This is a genomic window from Aquabacterium sp. (assembly GCF_048860245.1).
Classification (GTDB): Bacteria; Pseudomonadota; Gammaproteobacteria; order Burkholderiales; family Burkholderiaceae_C; genus Aquabacterium.
Window position 1 is genome coordinate 1 of sequence record NZ_JBLIZW010000028.1, and the last position, 21,070, is coordinate 21,070.

The following is a 21,070-nucleotide window of genomic DNA, read 5'->3' on the forward strand; positions in this document are numbered from 1 at the left end:
AATGCCCGAGATTGACCTCAAAATCATGATGAACGTCGGCAATCCGCAACTGGCCTTCGACTTTGCGCAAATTCCCAACGGCGGTGTCGGTCTGGCGCGCCTCGAATTCATCATCAACAACAACATCGGCGTTCACCCCAAGGCGATCCTCGACTACCCGAACATCGACAACGACCTGAAGAAGGCCGTGGAGTCGGTGGCCCGTGGTCACGCCTCGCCCCGTGCGTTCTACGTCGACAAGCTGGCTGAAGGCATTGCCACCATTGGCGCCGCCTTCTGGCCCAAGCCCGTCATCGTGCGCCTGTCGGACTTCAAGTCCAACGAGTACAAGAAGCTGATCGGCGGTTCGCGCTACGAGCCGGAAGAAGAAAACCCCATGCTGGGCTTCCGCGGCGCCTCGCGCTACATCAGCGCCGAGTTCGGTGAAGCCTTCGCGATGGAGTGCGAAGCCCTCAAGCGCGTGCGCAACGACATGGGCCTGACCAACGTCGAGATCATGGTGCCCTTCGTGCGCACCCTGAAGCAAGCCGAGCGTGTGACCAACATGCTCGCCGACCACGGTCTGGTGCGCGCCGCCAAGGGTGGCACCGACGGCCTGCGCGTCATCATGATGTGCGAAGTGCCCTCCAACGCCATCCTGGCCGACCAGTTCCTGGCCTTCTTCGACGGCATGTCCATCGGCTCCAACGATCTGACACAGCTGACCCTGGGCCTGGACCGTGACTCCGGTCTGGAATTGCTGGCTGCTGACTTCGACGAGCGCGATCCTGCCGTGAAGGCCATGATCTCGCGCGCCATTGCCGCTTGCCGTGCGCAAGACAAGTACGTCGGGATCTGCGGCCAAGGCCCATCCGACCATCCTGACTTCGCCGAGTGGTTGGCCGACGAAGGCATCGTGTCGATCTCTCTGAACCCCGACACCGTGGTGGACACCTGGCAGCGTCTCGCCGCCAAGTAATCACCCCACGCCAAAAAGAGCTGAAGCGCCGCCCACGGGCGGCGTTTTCACTGCTACAATCGCGGGTTTTCCGAATGTTGCCCTTCTGGGCGACCCTTGCCGTCTGCGGGTTTGACGCTTCGCGACGGCTTCCATCAACTGGAATCCACAAGGAGTTTCCATGCGTCACTACGAAATCGTCGTGCTGATCCACCCGGATCAAAGCGAACAAGTTCCAGCCATGCTGGAGCGCTACAAGACCCTGATCACCTCCAACGGTGGCCAGGTTCACCGCATTGAAGACTGGGGCCGCCATCAACTGGCTTACCAGATCACCAAGCTGGCCAAGGCTCACTACCTGTGCCTGAACATCGAAACCAGCAAGGAAGTCCTGGCTGAGCTCGAAACCGGCTTCAAGTTCAACGACGCTGTGCTGCGTCACCTGACCGTGCAGAAGGACAAGGCCGAGACCGCTCCTTCCGTGATGATGAAGCAAGTTGAGCGTGAAGAGGCCCGTAAGGCCCAGCAGGAGCAAGCTGCTGCCTGATTGATGCCGCAAGGCATTCAGGCGCTGCCTCCCGTCGTTCGTGAACCGCGATGAATCGCGTCCAGCTTTCAGCCCGGATCATCGAACGCAAATCGATGCGTTACACCCCTGCCGGCGTCCCGGCCCTCGACTTGGTGCTTGAGCACGAGTCAACGGTCACGGAAGCCCAGCAAGCCCGAAAGGTCAAGCTGGATATCAAGGCAGTTGCATTGGGCCCCGTGGCCGAGCAACTGAACCGGCAAGACACCGGCGCCACCTTCGGGTTGGTCGGTTTTCTGGGGGCCACACGCACCGGACGAGGTCTGCTGCTGCACATCACCGAACTCAACGACATCGTTTAAACACATCCAATCGGATACTGAGAGGTCATCATGGCTGCTCCACGCTCCAAGAACGGCAAGTTCTCCAAAGACCGCAAGGGCAAGCGCAACACGCAATCCCTGCTGTTCCGCCGCAAGCGCTTCTGCCGCTTCACCGTCGCCAACGTCGAACAAATCGACTACAAGGACGTTGATACCCTGCGCGACTTCATCGCTGAAAACGGCAAGATCATCCCCGCACGCCTGACCGGCACCCGCGCGATCTACCAACGTCAGCTGACCACCGCCATCAAGCGCGCTCGCTTCCTGGCCCTGCTGCCTTACAGCGACCAACATCGCGTCTAAGGAGTAACCGACATGCAAATCATCCTCCTCGAAAAAGTCGCCAACCTGGGCAACCTGGGTGATGTGGTCAAGGTGAAGGACGGCTACGCCCGTAACTTCCTGATCCCGACCGGCCGCGCTCGTCGCGCCACCGAAAAGGCTGTGGCCGAGTTCGAAGCTCGCCGCGCTGAACTGGAAAAGGCTCAAGCTGAAAAGCTGGCCGCGGCTCAAGCTACCGGCGAAAAGCTGGGCGGCAAGACCGTTTCCGTGACCCAGAAGGCTGGCGTTGACGGCCGTCTGTTCGGTTCCGTGACCAACTACGACATCGCTGAAGCCCTGAAGGCTGCCGGCTTTGAAGTGGCCAAGCACCAAGTTCGTCTGCCTAACGGTCCTCTGAAGACCACTGGCGAACACGCTGTGTCCGTGTCTCTGCACACCGACGTGGTCGTGGACGTGACCGTTGCCGTCGTTGGCGAAACCGCCTAAGGTTTCCCCACAGGCGCGATCACACCATCGCCCCTGAGCCAGCTCTTCGCAGCTGGCTCACAAGCAAAGCCGGCACCTCGTGTCGGCTTTGTCGTTTCTGGCACGAATGGACTTTCTCTGCACCTATCATTGAGCCATGGCTGCAACCTTCCCAACCCCGTTCTCTTCCTCCGGCAACACCGATGCCATCTCGTCTGACGAGATTGCCAAACTCCGTGTCCCGCCCCACTCCATTGAGGCCGAGCAAAGCGTTCTCGGGGGCTTGCTGTTGGACAACAGCGCGTGGGACCGTGCGGCAGACTTGCTCAACGATGGCGACTTCTATCGTCACGAGCACCAACTCATCTTCCTGGCCATTCAAGGCCTGATCAGCCAATCCAAACCCGCTGACGTCATCACGGTGTACGAGCACCTGCAAATGCAGGGCAAGGGCACCGAAGTGGGCGGACTGGCCTATCTCAATGCGCTCGCCCAGTCCGTGCCCAGCGCGGCCAACATGCGCCGCTACGCAGAAATCGTGCGTGAGCGTGCCGTGCTGCGCAAGCTGGTGACCGCTAGCGACGAAATCGCGACCAACGCCTTCAACCCGAACGGCAAGTCAGTGTCCGACATCCTCGACGAGGCCGAAGCCCGCATCATGAAGATCGGGGAAGAAGGCAGCCGCAACAAGCAAGGCTTCTTCTCGATGGATGGCTTGGTGGTCGATCTGCTCGATCGCGTCACCGAACTCGCTGACAACGGTGCGGAGGACGTCACCGGTGTGCGCACCGGCTTCATCGACATGGACAAGATGACGGCTGGCCTGCAAAAGGGCGACCTGATCATTCTGGCCGCCCGCCCCTCCATGGGTAAGACCGCGTTTGCGCTGAACATCGGCGAAAACGTGGCGGTCAATGAGGGCTTGCCGGTAGCCGTGTTCTCCATGGAAATGGGCGCCTCCCAGTTGGCGCTGCGGATGGTCGGCTCGATCGGCCGCATCAACCAGCAAAACCTTCGCACCGGGCGCCTGACGGATGACGAGTGGAGCCGCTTGAGTGAAACCGTCGAGAAGCTGCGCACGGCCAACGTCTTCATTGATGAAACACCCGGCCTGTCCCCCAACGAGCTGCGCGCACGGGCACGTCGTCTGGCTCGCCAGTTTGGCGGCACCCTCGGTCTGATCATCATCGACTACCTGCAGTTGATGAGTGGATCGGGTGGCAACGAAGAAAACCGCGCCACCGTGATTGGTGAAATCTCGCGGGGTCTGAAGGCGCTGGCCAAAGAGCTGCAATGCCCGGTCATTGCCCTGTCTCAGTTGAACCGGTCGGTGGAAACACGCCCGGACAAGCGCCCCATGATGTCCGACCTGCGGGAATCCGGCGCCATCGAGCAGGATGCCGACGTCATCATGTTCATCTACCGAGACGAGTACTACAACAAGGAATCGAAGGTACCCGGCACGGCCGAGATCATCATCGGCAAGCAGCGTAACGGCCCCGTGGGCAGCCTGCACCTCGCCTTCCTGAAATCGAACACACGGTTCGAAAACCTGGCACCCGGCACCTACATCGGTGAAGGTGATCAGTACTGACACCTGTCAGCCATACAGCACAAGGGGCCCATCCGGGCCCCTTCGCATTCACAGTCCGTGGCGCGCCAGCCAGGAACGCAACTGCGGACCCGGCAAAGCACCCGACACACGATCCACCTCCCGCCCACCTTTGAACAGGGCCAAAGTGGGAATGCTGCGGATCTGATGGCGCGAGGCCACACCCGGGTTGGCCTCTGTGTCCAGCTTGGCGAAACGCACCAGCGAGGCGTACTCGGCAGCCCCTTGCGCAAACACGGGCGCAAAGCTGCGACAAGGGCCACACCATGGGGCCCAGAAGTCCACCAACACCGGCAATTGATTGCGCCCGACAAACCGGTCAAAGGTGGCGTCGGTCACGTTGACTGGAGCCGCAGGCAACAGCGCCTGGTGGCAATGACCACACTGAGGAGCATCCGCCAGACGGTCTGAGGGCACACGGTTCAGGCCTGCGCAGTGCGGGCACACCAGTTCGAGGGCATTCGACATCACAACTCCTTGGAGACGGATACCCTACATGGTATCGACCCACCAAAAAACAAGCCCGCCAGACGCATGTCCTGGCGGGCTTGCAGATAGAGGCTGACGGTACGGCGGACGTCAGTCGTCGCTGCCGCCAAAAGCGGTCAACAACTGCAACAAGGACGTGAACACGTTGTACACATCCAGGTAGATGGCCAGCGTGGCCACCACGTAGTTGGTTTCACCACCGTCGATCACGCGCTTGAGGTCGTAGAGGATGAAAGCAGAAAAGATCACCACGGCCAAGGCCGAGATGGTCAAGGCCAGCGCTGTCATGTGCAGCCAGATGTTGGCCACAGCGGCCAGCAGAATCACCAGCGTGCCCACAAACAGCCACTTGCCCATGCTGGACAGGTCGCGCTTGATGGTGGATGCCAGCGTCGCCATGGCACCAAACACCACCGCCGTGCCACCAAAAGCGGTGGCAATCAACGAAGCACCGTTGGAGAGCCCCAGCACGGCCCCCAACATGCGAGACAGCATCAGACCCATGAAGAAGGTGAAGCCCAGCAACAGCAGCACGCCGACGCCCGAGTTCTTGAACTTCTCAATGCCGAAGAAAAAGGCAAACGAAATGCCCATGAACAGCGCAAAGCCCAGCATGGGGCTTCCGGCGAAAAAGCTGAAGCCCATCGACACGCCCAGCCAAGCGCCCAGTACCGTGGGCACCATCGAGAGCGCCAACAGCGCATAGGTGTTACGCAGCACACGCTGACGAGCGCTGCTGTCCAGCACCGTGCCGTAAACAACGTCCAAAGGTTTCATCGAACGATCCATGATCTTCACGCTCCAATCAGTATGATGGCTGGTTTGATCCCGCCATCATAGTCAGGTTCCATTGCCGCGCGCTGCCTCACAGTCGGCGACGCATCGATTCATACAAACACACGGCCGCCGCAGCTGCCACATTCAGGGACTCTTCGCCGCCCGGCTGAGGAATGCCCACGGCCATGGCACAACGCGCCATGATCGCCTCACCGACGCCCTGCCCTTCGTGCCCCATCACCCAGGCACATGGGTCGGGCAAAGCGGCTGTGTGCAACAGCTGGTCGGTGTGCGAACTGGTCGCCACCATGGGTACCGCCAGCGCATCCAGATCCGTGGCGGCTACCTGCTCCACAAGGTGCAAGGCAAAATGCGCCCCCATCCCGGCGCGCAAGACCTTCGGCGACCACAGCGCCGCCGTCCCTTTGAGAGCCACCACCTGCACCACACCCATGGCCGAGGCACTGCGCAAGATGCTGCCGACATTGCCGGCGTCTTGGACACGGTCCAGGATCACGGTGCGCACGCCAGGCAGCAATCGCGCCGCGTCCTGCTCCCCCGCCGGACGGGCCAGCAGGAAACCCAGCTTCGCTGGCGACTCCAACCCTGTAAACGTCTTCCAGAGCGACTCAGGCACCACCACGACCTTGTCGGCTTGTCGAGCCAGGCCGCTCAGCCGACGAGCCGTCTCGTCGTCACCCGAGGCTTGGCCATGCTCACCCAGCCACGCCGTATCGGTGATCACCGCCAATCCGACCTGCACACCCCGCGACAAGCAGGCCTCACACAGGTGATCCCCCTCCAGCCAGACCTCGCCTTGCTTACGGTAGGCGACCGGGTCCTGCCCCAAACGGCGCAAGCGCTGGACCAACGGGTTATCGCGTGACGTGACCAGCTGCGTGACCCGTACACGGGAAGGACGCTGCTCGATGGATTCACTCATGATTCAATTCTGTGATTCAAGAACGGCCTTGACCGGACCAAAACTGCGACGGTGCGCAGGCGTGGCGCCATGTTCGCGCAAGGCGGCCAAATGTTGGGCCGTCGGGTAGCCTTTGTGCACGTCAAAGCCGTAAACAGGATACGCGTCGTGCAGCACCTCACACAAGCGGTCACGGTGCACCTTGGCCAAAATCGACGCAGCAGAAATGGCCTGCACCTTGGCGTCCCCGCCCACCACGGCCTGTACCGGAATGCTCAACTGGGGTGTCCGATTGCCGTCCACTTGCACGCGGGCCGGCCGAAGGCGCAAGCCCTCCACCGCACGTCGCATGGCCAACATGGTGGCATGCAGGATGTTGAGTTCGTCAATCTCTTCGACCGTGGCCTCGGCAATGCTGAAGCACAGCGCTTTGGCGCGAATCTCGTCAAACAAGAGGTCGCGCTTGCGAGCGGTCAGTTTCTTCGAATCATTGAGTCCCACGATGGGGTTCAGCTCATCCAGAATGACCGCCGCAGCGACCACAGGTCCCGCCAAAGGACCCCGCCCAGCCTCGTCCACGCCGGCCAACAGGCCGACATCGTCACCCGGCCACAGCAAGTCCAGTTGCTCCGGCGGGCGGGCCTCGCTCACCTTAGCGCGTTTCGAGGACTTGGGCGATGGCATGGCTCGCGGCGCGAGCGGTGTCGCGCTTCAACAAATGATGAAGTTCCAGAAAACGCTGCTGCACCGAACGGGCCCGCGCGGGGTCATCCAGCCAAGCCAGCACATCGGCAGCCAGTTGAGCAGGATTGGCATCGTCCTGCAACCTTTCGGGCACGGCGAAATCCCGCAACAGGATGTTGGGCAGGCCCACCCAAGGCAAATACGCCATGTGCTTCATGATGTGCCAACTCAGCGTGCTGATACGGTAGGCAATCACCATGGGACGCTTGAACAGCGCCGCCTCCAGGGTGGCAGTCCCACTGGCAATCAGTGTGACGTCGCAGGCGGCCAAAGCCTCGTGCGATTGCCCATCCAGCAATGTCAGCGGCGCATCCGGCGCGTGCTCCCGCAGCATGGGCTCAATCAGCTCGCGCAAACCGGGTACCACCGGCAACACAAACCGCAGATCGGTGCGCTGTTTGGCCAGCAACGCCACAGTCTGCAAGAACGTGGGCGTGATGTGCTGGATTTCGCCGCGACGACTACCCGGCAGCACCGCCACCAGCGGCACCGCATCGTCAAAGCCAAGCTTTTGACGCGCCTGCGCACGCGGCACCTCCAGCGGAATGGTGTCCGCCAATGGGTGCCCCACAAACGTCGCATCAATGCCTTTAGCGTGATACAGCTCCGGCTCAAACGGAAACAGGCACAACATGTGGTCCACCGACTGGTGGATCTTGTTGATGCGGCCGCCCCGCCAAGCCCAGATGGAGGGGCTGACGAAATGCACAGTCTTGATGCCAGCGGACTTCAGGCGGGCTTCCAGGCCCAGATTGAAGTCCGGGGCGTCGACGCCCACAAATACGTCCGGGCGGTCCTGCAACAGCCGGTCGCCCAGGTGCTTGCGGATCATCCAGATTTCGCGAAACCGGCGCAGCACTTCCATATTGAAGCCATGCACGGCCAGCTTTTCATAGGGCCACCAGGCCTCAAAGCCATGGGCAGCCATGCGCGGCCCGCCGATCCCAGCCGAAGACAAGCCTGGCCAACGCTGGCACAGTCCCCCCAACAGCAAACCGGCCAGCAAGTCGCCAGACGTCTCACCGGCCACCATGGCCACACGGGGAGCCGAGCCCCCGAGGGCGCTCATGCTCGTCTCGGAATCAGTCATGCACTCAACGGACAATGCCGCGGTTGGCCTCAGCCAGGAAGGTCAACATGTTGTCGATGTCGACCTCTGCACCCGGGGTCTGCCCGCGCAGCGCAGCAATCTCGGCCTTGGAGGCCTCCAAGGTCAAGCCCTTGCGGTACAGCAGCTTGTACATCTGCTTGAGCACGCTCAGACGCTCAGGCGAAAAACCACGACGGCGGGGGCCTTCCTGGTGAACGTTTTGCGCTTCAGCCGGATTGCCTGCGGCCATCACGAAGGGCGGCAAGTCTTGCGACAGGCGCGTCTGGAAGCCCAGCATCGCAAAGTCACCAATCCGCACAAACTGATGGATACCGCTGATGCCACCGATCAGGGTGAAGTTACCCACCGTCACATGGCCAGCGAACTGCACAGAGTTGGCAATCACGTTGTGATCGCCAATGATGCAATCGTGCGCCACGTGCACGTAGGCCATGATCCAGTTGTCGTTGCCAACCTGGGTCAGGCTCTTGTCCTGCACCGTGCCGGTGTTGAACGTCGTGAACTCGCGAATGGTGTTGCGGTCCCCGATGATCAACTGCGTCGGCTCACCCTTGTACTTCTTGTCTTGCGGGTCAGCACCCAAGGACGCGAACTGGTAGATGTGGTTGTCGCAACCAATCGTGGTGTGACCTTCGATCACACAGTGGGCACCAATGGTCGTGCCCGCACCAATGCGCACGTTCGGACCAATGGTCGTGAACGCGCCCACGGTGACAGAGTCAGCCAGTTGGGCCTGAGGATCGACAATCGCTGTCGGATGGATGTTCGCCATCTGAGCCTCAGGACACCTTGCGGACGGTGCACATCAGCTGAGCCGACACGGCCAGCTCTTCACCCACGAATGCCTGGGCATTGAACTTGTAGATCCCGCCCTTGTTGCGGTCCATCTGCACGTCCAGGAACAACTGGTCACCTGGCTCGACGGGACGCTTGAAACGAGCGCCGTCAATGCCCACGAAGTAGTACACCGAATTGTCGTCCACACCTTGACCTTGGGTCTCAAAAGCCAACAGCGCAGCGGTTTGTGCCAAGGCTTCCAGCATCAGCACGCCAGGCATCACCGGACGGTTCGGAAAATGGCCCTGGAAGAACGGCTCGTTGATCGTCACGTTCTTCAGCGCGCGGATGCGAACGTTCTTTTCGACTTCCAGCACACGGTCTACCAACAGAAAGGGGTAACGGTGCGGGAGCTTTTGAAGAATCTTGTGGATGTCCATCAGCTTTTCACTTGCTTCTCTAGATTACGGATCCGATCGCGCAAGGCGTGCAGTTGACGCAGCGTTGCCGCGTTCTTCTCCCACGATGCGTTCTCGTCAAACGGGAATGCGCCGCTGTACAAGCCAGGCTTGAGCACAGAGCGCGAAATCAGGGTGCCGGACGACACGTGCACATTGTCCGCCAAGGTCAGGTGCCCCAGGATCATGCCTGCACCGCCCACTGTGCAATGCTTGCCGATGTGCGCACTGCCTGCTACGCCCACGCAGCCGGCCATGGCGGAATGCTCGCCAATGTGCACGTTGTGGGCGATCTGAACAAGGTTATCAAGCTTGACACCCTGCTCAATCACGGTGTCGCCCAGTGCGCCACGGTCCACACAGGTGTTGGCCCCCAGCTCGACGTCATCGCCAATGCGTACGGCGCCTAGCTGCTCGATCTTTTCCCAACGGCCCTTGTTGGGTGCGAAGCCAAAGCCATCGGCCCCAATCACCACACCGCTGTGGAAAATGCAGCGAGCACCCACCGTGCAGTCAAAGCCGATGGTCACATGTGGCGCCAACTTCGTACCTGCACCAATGCGCGCACGCGCACCAATGCTGCAATGCGAACCAATGATGACATCGTGTTCAATGATGGCACCCGCCTCAACCACCACCAGCGGGCCAATCGTCACGCCCTGCCCGATCACGGCTGTGGCATCCACCACAGCTGACGAATGGATACCGGCGGCAGGACGAGGACGCACACGAGCCGCCCACCATTGCGTCAGACGGGCAAAGTACAGATAGGGGTCGCCTGTGACGATCGCCGCACCACGTGCCAAGGCTTCGTCCTTGACAGCCTCGCTCACGATCACACAACTGGCTTGGCTACCAACAAGCTGGCTGCGATACTTCGGATTGGACAGAAACGCGATACCACCCGCCGTGGCGGTCTCCAGCGGCTCAACGCGCGTGATCGAGGTGGCCGCATCGCCATGAAGTTCCCCACCCAGCGCTGCAACCAGCTCACCCAGGGTGACGGTCAATTCAACTGCGGGTGCGGCGGCCGAAACATCATGAACGGTCACTTGATCGATCCGCTGTTCAATGCCTTGATGACCTTGTCGGTGATGTCGACACGAGGCCCCGCGAACACGGCTTCCTGCAGGATCAGGTCGTACTTTTCTTGATCAAAAATTTGCTTGACCACCCGATTGGCCCGATCCAGCACGGAGGCCAGTTCTTCGTTCTTGCGTTGATTCAGGTCTTCCTGAAACTCACGACGCCGGCGCTGCAACTCGCGATCCTGCTCCATGAGGTCGCGTTGCCGGCGGGCGCGCTCAGACTCACCCAAGGCTGGCGCATCCTTCTCAAAACGATCCGATGCGCTTTTCAGACGCGCTTCGCTGTCGGCCAAATCCTTTTCGCGACGAGTGAACTCGCCCTCCAACTTCGCTTGAGCTGCCTTCGCTGGCGCAGCATCACGCAGAACCCGATCGAGGTTCACAAACCCGATCTTGAGTTCCTGGCAATGAACGGTTGCCGCAGCGCACAACAGTGCGCTGGCCAGCACGGTCTTGAAAATCGAAGTCATGGTCAGAATGCGGTACCGATCTGGAACTGGAGTTTCTGGATTTTATCTTGGTCCTTGTAGCGAATGGGCTTGCCGTAGCTCAGCTTCAGCGGGCCCACGGGCGAAACCCAGCTGATCCCGAAACCGACCGACGCACGCATGTCGCTCAGCTTCAGCTTTTCATCTTCGCCCCACACATTACCGGCATCTGCGTAGCCGAACATGCGCAAAGTACGGTCGTTACCCGCACCTGGGAACGGCACATACAACTCGGCGTTCAGGTTGATGCGTCGGTTACCACCAACGTAGGCGCCTTCGATGTCAACGGGACCCAGTGAGCTCTGCTCAAAGCCACGCACCGTGCCCAAGCCACCCGCATAGAAGTTCTTGAACACAGGATACGGCTTGCCAGCCAAACCGCGACCGTACCCCACCTCACCATTCAACCCGATGGTGAAGCGGTTCGTCAGCGGCAAGTATTGCTGTGCCTGATAGTCACCGCGCACATAGCGGGTGTCACCCGCAGCACCGACTTCCAGGTTCACACGCTGATATCGACCTTGTGTGGGCGCGATGGTGCTGTCACGGGCATCACGGGCCCAGCCCACCGTCAAAGGCACGGACAAGCTTTGCTCACCAAAAATATCGCGGTGACGACGGTAGCTCACCGGCAGGCCTACATCGCCCTTGATTTCCGTCTGCTCCACACCGGCGCCGAAGAACACGGTGTCATATTCGGTGAAGGGCACGCCAAAGCGAACGGCTGCCCCCGGGGTCACAATCTTGTAGTCACCGCCCTGCGTGCTCAGCGGACGGGACGTGCGATAGAACACGTCGTACGAACGAGAGACACCGGCATCCGTGAAGTACGGATCCACCGTACTCACCACGATGGTGCGGTTGTACTTGCTGGTGTTGACTTCCACGCCAAGGTAGTTACCGGTCCCGAAGACGTTGTCTTGCTTGATCGACCCGGTCAGGGTGAACTTTTCGGCGCTGGAGAAGCCCGCACCCAGCATCAGGTTGCCCGTCGGCTTTTCTTCCACCGTGATGGTCAGATCCACCTGATCTGCTGTGCCAGGCACCTCGACGGTGTCAATGTTGACCTGCTTGAAATAGCCCAGGCGATCCACGCGGTCACGAGACAGCTTGATCTTCTGCCCGTCATACCAAGCCGCTTCGAATTGGCGGAACTCGCGACGGATCACCTCGTCGCGCGTGCGAGAGTTGCCGGCCACGTTCACGCGACGCACATAGACCCGCCGCTGAGGCTGCGCCACCAGCACGGCCACCGCCTGGCCCTTTTCACGATCCAGTTCAGGACGGAAATCCACACGTGCAAACGCATAACCGAAAGCGGCAAAGCGTTCGGTGAACGCCTTGATCGTGGCTGCAACGGTATCCGCCCGATACGCCTCACCAGGCTTGATCGAAACGAGTTGGCGGAACGCGCCTTCCTTACCCAGGTAATCACCTTCCAGCTTGACGCCGGTCACCACATAACGAGGCCCTTCGGACACGTTGATGGCAATCGAGATGTCTTGCTTGTCGGGAGAGATGGCCACCTGCGCGGACTCGATCTTGAATTCGAGGTACCCGCGGTTCAAGTAGTAGGACTTGAGCGTTTCCAAGTCCGCATTGAGCTTGGAGCGCGCATATTGATCCGACTTCGTGTACCAAGTCAGCCAGCCACCCGTGGTCAGGTCCAACTGAGACAGCAGCGTGCTTTCAGTGAAAGCCTGGTTGCCCGTGATGCGGATGCTCTTGATCTTGGTGATCTCGCCTTCCGTCACGGTAAACGTGACGTTGACGCGATTGCGCTCCGCCGGGGTGATGGTGGTCACCACTTCCACACCGTACAAGCTGCGGGTCAGGTATTGACGCTTCAACTCCTGCTCCGCGCGATCAGCCAGTGCCCGGTCGAACGGCTGACCTTCGCCAATCCCGACGTCCTTCAACGCCTTGACCAGCGCTTCCTTGTCAAATTCCTTCGTGCCCACGAACTCCACACGAGAGATCACAGGGCGCTCTTCCACCACGACCACCACGACGTTGCCATCGATCTGGATGCGGACATCCTTGAACAGTCCGGTCGCAAAAAGCGAACGCAGGCCTGCGGCGCCCTTGTCATCGGTGTAGGTGTCCCCGACGCGGAATGGCAGGGACGCAAAAACGGTCCCGGCATCGGCGCGCTGCAGCCCCTCAACACGAATGTCCTTCAGGACGAAAGGCTCAACAGCCCAAGCGGACTGGAACACGGAAGTGGCCACCAAAGCAGCCAGCAGAGTCGGCTTGAACCGCAGAGCAGTCATGGAAATTTGCATGCAGAGAACTCAGTGCGCGCCCAAAATGCGCGCCAGGTCGTTATAGATGGCCAGTGACATCATCACCAGCATGATGGCCAAGCCACCACGTTGCAGACGTTCCAGCCATAGTTCGGAAACCGGCCTTCCCGTGACACCTTCGAAAAGATAATACATGAGGTGCCCGCCATCCAAGACGGGCAACGGCAGAAGGTTCAAAACACCGAGGCTCACACTGACCAGCGCAAGGAAGCCGATGTAGTGAATCCAGCCCATTTCAGCGGATCTGCCAGCGTAGTCGGCAATGGTCAACGGCCCACTCAGATTCTTGAGCGACGCTTCTCCGATGACCATTTTGCCCAACATGGCAACACTCATGGCCGAAACGTCCCACGTCTTGCGCAAAGCGCGTGTAAAGCCTTCGACCAGACCGTAGCGCACCGTCACCATGGCGGGAGGATTACCCAGAGCCGCCTCAATGCGTGGTACCTGCTGTCCCTGGACGTCCTTCATCACGGGGATGAGCTTGACCTCCAAACGCTGGCCTTGCCGCTCGACAACCAAAGCCAGGACTTGCGCACTACCTTGCTTGGCACTGGCCCGAATCAGTTGCCTCAGATGCGCAGCATCCTGTGGCACGGTACCGTTCACCGACAGCACTCGATCGCCGTGAATCAACCCAGCCTTGGCGGCAGGCCCCTCAGGCACGACATCATCGATCACCGCTTGGGCATACGGACCGGCAAACCCCACACGATCCAACAAGCGGCCATCCACCTCGGAAGCAGGAATTTGGCTCAGAGGGAGCAGCAACTCGCGGGTGCGTTGAACGGTCTGAGACGCATCCGTGCGCGATGCCACCTGGATCCGCACATCCTGACCGGACAACGCCGCTTGCGTGAACTGCCAAGCCAGATCGCTCATGGAACGCACCGGAAGCATGCCGTCAGAGTCACCACCTGCCACCTGTGCCACGGACAAGATTTCATCCCCGGCCTGCAACCCTGCACGGGAAGCCATGCTCTCTGCACGAGGCTGCCCCATCCATGGGCGCAACTCCTGAACGCCTGCCCAATTCACAGCGGCATAGAGCAACACAGCCAACAGCAAGTTGGCCATCGGACCCGCCGCGACGATGAACGCGCGCTGCGCCAACGGTTTGCGGTTGAACGCTCTCGCCAGCAATTCGTGCGAAACAGGTGCTTCGCGCTCATCCAGCATCTTCACGTAGCCCCCAAACGGCAACGCAGACACCACAAACTCGGTCTCACCACGCTGGGTTCGCCACAACACTTTGCCGAACCCAACAGAAAACCGCAGCACTTTTACGTCACATGCGACAGCGGCACGGTAATGGCCGTACTCGTGGATCACCACCAGCACACCGATCGTCACCAGAAACGCCAGAATCGTCATCATTCAATACACCTCTGGGCCAGCAACAATTTCGCCAACAACGTCAAACACCCAAACGCTGGACAGCGCGCCCGGCGACTTCTCGTGCCAGCTGATCCAGTGTCAACAGCCCATCCACAGACGTACTGGACTCACGTGGAATCGCGCAATCCGACAAGGTCTGAACATTCACATGGTGAATTTGATCGAACCGAATGCGCTTGCTCAAGAATGCGTCCACAGCGATCTCGTTGGCCGCGTTCAAGACACATGTCGAGCCGGGCTCACCCAGTAGCGTCTCCCACGCCAGTTGCAATCCAGGATAGCGATTGGCATCCGGCTCAAGGAAGGTCAACGATTGCAGCTTGGTGAAGTCCAGCATGTCTGCCCCGGACACAATTCGCTCCGGCCACGACAGGCCATACGCAATTGGCACACGCATGTCTGGTGTCCCGAGTTGAGCCAGAACTGAACGGTCACGGCACACCACCATGGAGTGAATGATGCTTTGCGGGTGCACCACGACCTTGATCTGGTCCGGCTGCAAACCGAACAACCAACGGGCCTCAATGACCTCGAGTGCCTTGTTCATCATCGTGGCGGAATCCACCGAGATCTTTCGGCCCATGACCCAGTTGGGGTGGGCACAGGCCTGCTCAGGGGTGATGTCCGCAAAGGTCGATGGGTCCCGCTGGCGAAACGGGCCGCCAGAAGCGGTCAACACGATGTGATCCACTCGCTGGGACCAAGTCGCAGGATCTTCAGGCAGGCACTGAAAAATGGCCGAGTGCTCACTGTCAATGGGGAGCAGTGTTGCCCCACCATCCTTGACTGCCTGCATGAACAGGGCACCGCCCACCACCAAGGCTTCCTTGTTGGCCAGCAGCAATCGCTTCCCCGCCCGCGCCGCCGCCAAGCATGGCGCCAAACCCGCTGCGCCCACAATGGCGCCCATCACCACATCCACATCCGGATGCGCAGCAACGTCGACCAGTGCCTGCTCACCGCTGAGCACTTCCGTTGGCAAGCCCGCAGCGCGAATCCGCTCACGCAACTGATGGGCTACAGCCTCTGCCGGCATGACTGCAAACCGAGGCTTCCAACGCACACACTGAGCAAACAACTCTTCGACGCGATTCGCGCCAGTGATGGCCCACACCTCAAAGCGATCGGGATGGCGAGAAATGACATCCAGCGTGTTGGTGCCGATCGATCCCGTGGCACCCAATACGCAGACGCGTTGCAGACGATTCATCATCAACTCAGGCATGGCACAAGGACATCACAGCCAAGGACAAAGGCAGCACCGGCAACAACGCGTCGATGCGATCCAGAACACCACCGTGCCCCGGCAACAACTGGCTGCTGTCTTTCGCTCCGGCCTGACGCTTGATCAATGACTCGAAAAGGTCACCGACCACACTCATTGCAGACAAAAACACCAAGGCCAGCACCATGCCAATCGGGCCAAGTCCAAACAGAAGTCGACTGTAGAGGCTGGGCGAGTCCACCGATGCATGACGATCCACCAACACCCAAATCACAGCCAAAATGCCGACAGCGACCATGCCACTCCAGACACCCTCCCAGCTCTTGCCCGGGCTGATGGACGGGGCCAGCTTACGTCGACCAAACGCACGACCACCAAAATAAGCACCGATGTCCGCTGCCCAGACCAGGCAGAAAACAGACAACAGGTAGTTCAAACCTTGAGCCTTGCTCTCGACGAGCGCTACCCACGCCAGCACCAACAGTGCAAGCCCCAGAAGGCGACGCCACAACTGGGGAACCGTCTTCCAATGCGTCGTCCCGTACTTCAGCGCGGCGGCACCACCCAGCACCCACAGCATGACAGCGAGTTGCCAGATCCACGCCGGAACAGAAAAGCCCGCCAGCGGCAACCCCATACCATGTTCGTGAGGATGCAAATTGGGGGTGGAGAGCTCTGCCGCTGGCTGCGCCCAAACCGGCAAACCCAATACCTGCGCCAAATAAACGCAACCGCCTGCCACGGCGGCCCCCATCAACATTGCACGCGCACCAGGTGCCTCATTCAAGCGGGACCACTCCCAGCCGGCCGCAGAGATGAACAACAACGTCAAGGCAGCAAAAGGCCACGCAGCCTCAGCGGCAAGACACGGAAGAAGAATGGCCACCAACACCAAAGCGGTGATCACGCGCTGCTTGAGCATACTCAGTTCCCCTGCGAAGACGGCTGAACGTCCTCAATCACACCGATCGCACCGTCGCCCTCACCGGACGCCCCCACATCACCAAAACGTCGCTCGCGCGCATAAAAGCTCGCAAGGGCACGATCCAGCTCTGCACCGTCAAAGTCCGGCCAGAGGCAGTCAGTGAAAAACAACTCTGCATACGCGCTCTGCCAAAGCAAGAAGTTCGACAGCCGAACCTCCCCCCCCGTCCTGATGAACAAGTCCGGATCTGGCGCGTAGTTCATGGTCATGAATTTGGCGAGTGCCTGCTCATCAAGTTGATCAGGCCGAAGTCCAGCAGCCATCGCACGCTGACATGCTTGCACGATGTCCCACCGACCACCGTAATTGAACGCCACCGTCAAAACCAAACGGTTGTTGCCCTGCGTTTCTCGCTCTGCCCCACGCAAGGCCTCACGCACCTTGTCTGACACGGAATCCAGATCGCCCGCAATTCGAATCCGTACGCCATCGTCCTTCAACTTGGCCAGGTACTTCGACAACGCAACGATCAGCAAACTCATCAGGCCAGAGACCTCTTCCTCTGGTCGCTTCCAGTTTTCAGACGAGAACGCAAAGACCGTCAAATAGCCAATGCCGCGGTCGGCCGTTGCCTGCACCACTTTGACCAACGCATCCACACCAGCCTTGTGCCCCATGCCTCTGGGCATGAAGCGCTTGCGAGCCCAACGCCCATTGCCATCCATGACGATGGCCACATGCCGAGGTGGCGATTGCACTGCTTGAGGAGAGGATGCCATCTGAGGTCGTGATGCGATGCGAACATACAGCAACGGGCCGCCATGGCAGCCCGCTTGACTACAAACAGAACGAGGCGGCCAAGCCGCCTCGGACTGCGTCGCGATTATGACAAAAGCGCAAGCCTCAAACGGCCAGAACTTCTGCTTCCTTCGATTGAACCAGCTTGTCGATCTCAGCGATCGTCTTGTCGGTCAACTTCTGGATGTCATCTTGCGAACGACGGTCTTCGTCTTCGGTGATGTCCTTGTCCTTGAGCAGGCGCTTGGCATGCTCATTGGCATCCCGACGCAGGTTGCGAACCGCCACCTTGGCATCTTCACCGGCGTGCTTGACAACCTTGGTCAACTCCTTGCGACGCTCTTCGGTCAGAGGAGGCATCGGCACACGGATCAGGTCACCTTGGCTGGAAGGATTCAGGCCCAGATCCGACTCACGGATGGCCTTTTCAATCTTCTGGCCCATGCCCTTTTACCAAGGCTGGACGCTGATGGTGCGCGCATCCAGCAAGGTCACGTTGGCGACTTGGCTGATGGGCACGGGCGAACCGTAGTAGTCCACATGCACCTGATCCAAGATGCCGGGGTGTGCACGACCGGTTCGGATCTTGGCCAGTTCGTTCTTGAAAGCCTCGATGGACTTGAGCATCTTCTGCTCGGCGTTCTTTTTGATGTCTGCAATGCTCATGAAAAGCTCCGTGCGCTAACCGTACAGGTCAACCAACGTTTGGGACAGGAAAACAGAGGACAACAGCGGATCAGACGTGAACCAGCGTGCCTTCGTCCTCACCCAGCACGACTCGCTTGAGGGCGCCGGGTTTGAAAATGGAGAAAACCTTCAGCGGCAGATTCTGATCGCGACACAGTGCGAACGCCGTTGCGTCCAACACCTGCAGATTCTTGATCAGCGCCTCGTCAAAAGTGATGCTGGCATAGCGGGTCGCAGAAGGATCCTTCTTGGGGTCAGCGGTGTAGACGCCATCCACCTTGGTGGCCTTCAGCATGACTTCTGCACCAATTTCGGCACCACGCAGGGCCGCAGCCGTGTCGGTGGTGAAGAACGGGTTACCTGTTCCGGCGGCAAACACAACCACCTTGCCTTCTTCCAGGTACTGCAGCGCCTTGGGGCGAACATAGGGCTCGACCACTTGGTCAATGCTGATGGCCGACATCACACGAGCCGTCATGCCTTCTTGGCGCATGGTGTCTGCCAAGGCCAGCGAGTTCATCACCGTGGCAAGCATGCCCATGTAGTCAGCCGTCGCACGGTCCATGCCGACAGAACCACCAGCCACACCGCGGAAGATGTTGCCGCCACCGATGACCACGGCGACCTGCGTACCCAGGGCGGTGACCTCCTGGATTTCCTTGACCATGCGGACGATGGTGGCGCGGTTGATGCCGTAAGCATCGTCACCCATCAGGGCTTCACCGGAAAGTTTCAGGAGGATGCGCTTGTAGGCGGCCATGCGAACGTCCTTGTAATCTTCGTTATAGGCTGAGTCCGAAGACATTCGTCGACAGATCCAACCCGCCATCTATGGCTTTGTATATCGTAGCGCGCGAAGGTTCCCCTTGCGGCTTTGTCATTATGGAGTCTGAGTCCCGCAGCGAGCGAGACATAGCACAAGGGGGCCGAAGCCCCCTTGTTGTTAGCGTCGGGTTATTGGCCCTTGGCTGCGGCCATCGTAGCGGCCACTTCAGCAGCGAAGTCGTCTTGCTTCTTCTCGATGCCCTCACCCACCACGAACATGGTGAACGACTTGACGGTCGTGTTGGCCGACTTCAGGTAGCCTTCCACGGTTTGCTTGCCGTCGGCAGCCTTGACGAACACTTGGTTCAGCAGGGAGACTTCCTTCAGGTACTTCTGAACAGCGCCTTCGATCATCTTGGCAGCGATGTCGGCAGGCTTGCCAGACTCAGAAGCCTTGGCCGTCGCGACATTGCGCTCGGTTTCGATCAGTTCAGCAGGCACGTCAGCCGAGGACAGGGCCACAGGCTTCATGGCAGCGATGTGCATGGCCACGTCCTTGGCCGCAACGTCTTCACCATCGAACTCGACCATCACGCCAATGCGAGCGCCGTGCAGGTAGTAAGCCAGCTTGCCACCGTCAGCGTAACGCTTGAAACGACGGATGGACATGTTTTCACCGATCTTGCCGATCAGACCCTTACGGACTTCTTCAACGGTAGGACCGAAGCCGTCTTGCGACAGAGGCAGTTCGCCGATGGCGGCGACGTCTGCAGGGTTGTTCTTGGCGATCAGTTCAGCCACAGACTTGGCGAAAGCCAGGAACGAATCGTTCTTGGACACGAAGTCGGTTTCGCAGTTGATTTCAACCAGAGCGCCGACATTGCCTTCGACAGCAGCAGAGACCACGCCTTCAGCGGTCACGCGCGAAGCGGCCTTCGAAGCCTTGCTACCCAGCTTGACACGCAGGATCTCTTCAGCCTTGGCCATGTCGCCATCGGCTTCGGTCAGAGCCTTCTTGCACTCCATCATGGGAGCGTCGGTCTTGGCGCGCAGGTCGGCAACCATGCTGGCGGTAATAGCAGCCATGTGATTTCTCCGTTTGAGTTGATTGGTGGCTCAATCACCACCCAACAAAATAATCTGTCTGAAAAAAAGGGGCTGATCGTCAGCCCCTTCTCATGAAATCAAGAAGGCTTAAGCAGCTTCGTTGACTTCCACGAACTCGTCATCGCCAGCAGCAGCGGCAACCACTTCGTTCACAGCATTGGCCTTGCCTTCCAGGATGGCGTCAGCCACAGCCTTGGCGTACAGAGCGACAGCCTTGGAGGAGTCGTCGTTACCAGGGATGACGTAGTCGATGCCGTCAGGAGAGTGGTTGGTGTCAACCACGCCGATCACGGGAATACCCAGCTTCTTGGCTTCGGCGATGGCGATCTTGTGGTAGCCAACGTCGATCACGAACAGCGCGTCAGGCAGAGCGGCCATATCTTGAATGCCGCCGATGTCCTTTTCCAGCTTAGCCAGTTCACGTTGGAACAGCAGGCCTTCCTTCTTCTTCAGGTTGTCCAAGCCGGTTTCGACTTGAGCTTGCATGTCCTTCAGCTTCTTCAGAGAACCCTTGACGGTCTTGAAGTTGGTCAGCATGCCGCCCAGCCAACGCTGGTTGACGAAAGGAACGCCAGCGCGGTCAGCTTCTTGAGCGATGATGTCACGAGCTTGACGCTTGGTGCCGATCATCATCACGGTGCCGCGACGAGCAGACAGTTGCTTGATGAACTTCAGGGCTTCTTCGAAAGCAGGCTGAGTCTTCTCAAGGTTGATGATGTGAATCTTGTTGCGAGGGCCGGAGATGAAGGGGGCCATCTTGGGGTTCCAGAAGCGGGTTTGGTGACCAAAGTGGACACCGG

General features: G+C 59.6%; 23 protein-coding genes and 1 pseudogene. 6 read left to right on the forward strand and 18 right to left on the reverse strand.

Going from position 1 to position 21,070, the window contains the following annotated elements; all coding sequences use genetic code 11:
- The 6 genes from ACMV18_RS02945 to dnaB all read left to right on the forward strand — a co-directional run.
- Positions 1-958, forward strand: a 958-nt coding sequence (locus ACMV18_RS02945; protein ID WP_420816610.1) for a putative PEP-binding protein, incomplete at its 5' end; no start/stop codon positions are given.
- Between the two features lie 160 nt (positions 959-1,118).
- Complete coding sequence (gene rpsF / locus ACMV18_RS02950) at positions 1,119-1,484, forward strand: 30S ribosomal protein S6 (RefSeq protein WP_420816611.1); 366 nt, start codon at positions 1,119-1,121, stop codon at positions 1,482-1,484.
- Positions 1,485-1,534: 50 nt separating this feature from the next.
- Entirely contained in the window at positions 1,535-1,825 is a 291-nt protein-coding gene (priB, locus tag ACMV18_RS02955; protein ID WP_374258217.1) for a primosomal replication protein N, read from the forward strand.
- A gap of 30 nt (positions 1,826-1,855) precedes the next feature.
- On the forward strand, positions 1,856-2,149 hold the full coding sequence (gene rpsR, locus ACMV18_RS02960; RefSeq protein ID WP_035034561.1) for a 30S ribosomal protein S18: 294 nt from the start codon (positions 1,856-1,858) through the stop codon (positions 2,147-2,149).
- A 12-nt stretch (positions 2,150-2,161) separates the two neighbouring features.
- Positions 2,162-2,614 carry a 50S ribosomal protein L9 gene (gene rplI, locus ACMV18_RS02965; RefSeq protein WP_374258216.1) on the forward strand — a complete coding sequence of 151 codons (453 nt, stop codon included), beginning with the start codon at positions 2,162-2,164 and terminating at the stop codon, positions 2,612-2,614.
- Positions 2,615-2,750: 136 nt separating this feature from the next.
- Positions 2,751-4,187 (forward strand): replicative DNA helicase, encoded by a 1,437-nt coding sequence (gene dnaB, locus ACMV18_RS02970; RefSeq protein WP_374258215.1) that lies wholly within the window; start codon positions 2,751-2,753, stop codon positions 4,185-4,187.
- Between the two features lie 48 nt (positions 4,188-4,235).
- Here the strand turns inward: dnaB and trxC are convergent, their stop codons facing one another.
- The 18 genes and pseudogenes from trxC to rpsB all read right to left on the reverse strand — a co-directional run.
- On the reverse strand, positions 4,236-4,673 hold the full coding sequence (gene trxC / locus ACMV18_RS02975) for a thioredoxin TrxC (protein WP_420816612.1): 438 nt from the start codon (positions 4,671-4,673) through the stop codon (positions 4,236-4,238).
- 111 nt (positions 4,674-4,784) lie between these two features.
- Positions 4,785-5,483: a Bax inhibitor-1/YccA family protein gene (locus ACMV18_RS02980; protein WP_420816613.1), complete on the reverse strand. Its 699-nt coding sequence runs from the start codon at positions 5,481-5,483 to the stop codon at positions 4,785-4,787.
- A 76-nt stretch (positions 5,484-5,559) separates the two neighbouring features.
- Positions 5,560-6,414, reverse strand: coding sequence for a TrmH family RNA methyltransferase (locus tag ACMV18_RS02985; protein WP_420816614.1), 855 nt, complete (start codon positions 6,412-6,414; stop codon positions 5,560-5,562).
- A 3-nt stretch (positions 6,415-6,417) separates the two neighbouring features.
- Positions 6,418-7,077 carry a ribonuclease HII gene (gene rnhB, locus ACMV18_RS02990; protein WP_420816615.1) on the reverse strand — a complete coding sequence of 220 codons (660 nt, stop codon included), beginning with the start codon at positions 7,075-7,077 and terminating at the stop codon, positions 6,418-6,420.
- Positions 7,046-8,206, reverse strand: a complete 1,161-nt coding sequence (lpxB, locus tag ACMV18_RS02995) for a lipid-A-disaccharide synthase (RefSeq protein ID WP_420816616.1) — start codon at positions 8,204-8,206, stop codon at positions 7,046-7,048. The genes rnhB and lpxB overlap by 32 nt, the downstream gene beginning before the upstream one ends.
- A gap of 25 nt (positions 8,207-8,231) precedes the next feature.
- Entirely contained in the window at positions 8,232-9,020 is a 789-nt protein-coding gene (gene lpxA / locus ACMV18_RS03000; protein ID WP_420816617.1) for an acyl-ACP--UDP-N-acetylglucosamine O-acyltransferase, read from the reverse strand.
- 7 nt (positions 9,021-9,027) lie between these two features.
- A complete protein-coding gene (fabZ, locus tag ACMV18_RS03005) occupies positions 9,028-9,468 on the reverse strand; it encodes a 3-hydroxyacyl-ACP dehydratase FabZ (RefSeq protein WP_374258234.1) in 441 nt (146 codons plus the stop codon).
- Positions 9,465-10,493 carry a UDP-3-O-(3-hydroxymyristoyl)glucosamine N-acyltransferase gene (gene lpxD / locus ACMV18_RS03010; RefSeq protein WP_420816625.1) on the reverse strand — a complete coding sequence of 343 codons (1,029 nt, stop codon included), beginning with the start codon at positions 10,491-10,493 and terminating at the stop codon, positions 9,465-9,467. Before lpxD ends, fabZ begins: the two co-directional genes overlap by 4 nt.
- A 38-nt stretch (positions 10,494-10,531) precedes the next feature.
- Entirely contained in the window at positions 10,532-11,041 is a 510-nt protein-coding gene (locus ACMV18_RS03015) for an OmpH family outer membrane protein (protein WP_374258203.1), read from the reverse strand.
- 2 nt (positions 11,042-11,043) lie between these two features.
- The gene (gene bamA, locus ACMV18_RS03020; protein ID WP_420816618.1) at positions 11,044-13,344 is read right to left on the reverse strand and encodes an outer membrane protein assembly factor BamA; all 2,301 of its coding nucleotides are present in this window, start codon (positions 13,342-13,344) and stop codon (positions 11,044-11,046) included.
- Between the two features lie 9 nt (positions 13,345-13,353).
- Entirely contained in the window at positions 13,354-14,742 is a 1,389-nt protein-coding gene (rseP, locus tag ACMV18_RS03025; protein WP_420816619.1) for an RIP metalloprotease RseP, read from the reverse strand.
- A gap of 40 nt (positions 14,743-14,782) precedes the next feature.
- Positions 14,783-15,988 (reverse strand): 1-deoxy-D-xylulose-5-phosphate reductoisomerase, encoded by a 1,206-nt coding sequence (ispC, locus tag ACMV18_RS03030; RefSeq protein ID WP_420816620.1) that lies wholly within the window; start codon positions 15,986-15,988, stop codon positions 14,783-14,785.
- Positions 15,981-16,910 (reverse strand): phosphatidate cytidylyltransferase, encoded by a 930-nt coding sequence (locus tag ACMV18_RS03035; RefSeq protein WP_420816621.1) that lies wholly within the window; start codon positions 16,908-16,910, stop codon positions 15,981-15,983. Before ACMV18_RS03035 ends, ispC begins: the two co-directional genes overlap by 8 nt.
- A 2-nt stretch (positions 16,911-16,912) precedes the next feature.
- Entirely contained in the window at positions 16,913-17,692 is a 780-nt protein-coding gene (gene uppS, locus ACMV18_RS03040) for a polyprenyl diphosphate synthase (protein WP_420816622.1), read from the reverse strand.
- 124 nt (positions 17,693-17,816) lie between these two features.
- Positions 17,817-18,377, reverse strand: a pseudogene (frr, locus tag ACMV18_RS03045) (ribosome recycling factor).
- Between the two features lie 70 nt (positions 18,378-18,447).
- Positions 18,448-19,158, reverse strand: a complete 711-nt coding sequence (gene pyrH / locus ACMV18_RS03050; protein ID WP_420816626.1) for a UMP kinase — start codon at positions 19,156-19,158, stop codon at positions 18,448-18,450.
- Between the two features lie 194 nt (positions 19,159-19,352).
- Positions 19,353-20,249: a translation elongation factor Ts gene (tsf, locus tag ACMV18_RS03055; RefSeq protein WP_420816623.1), complete on the reverse strand. Its 897-nt coding sequence runs from the start codon at positions 20,247-20,249 to the stop codon at positions 19,353-19,355.
- Between the two features lie 108 nt (positions 20,250-20,357).
- The coding region (gene rpsB / locus ACMV18_RS03060; RefSeq protein WP_420816624.1) for a 30S ribosomal protein S2 at positions 20,358-21,070 on the reverse strand (713 nt) is incomplete at its 5' end.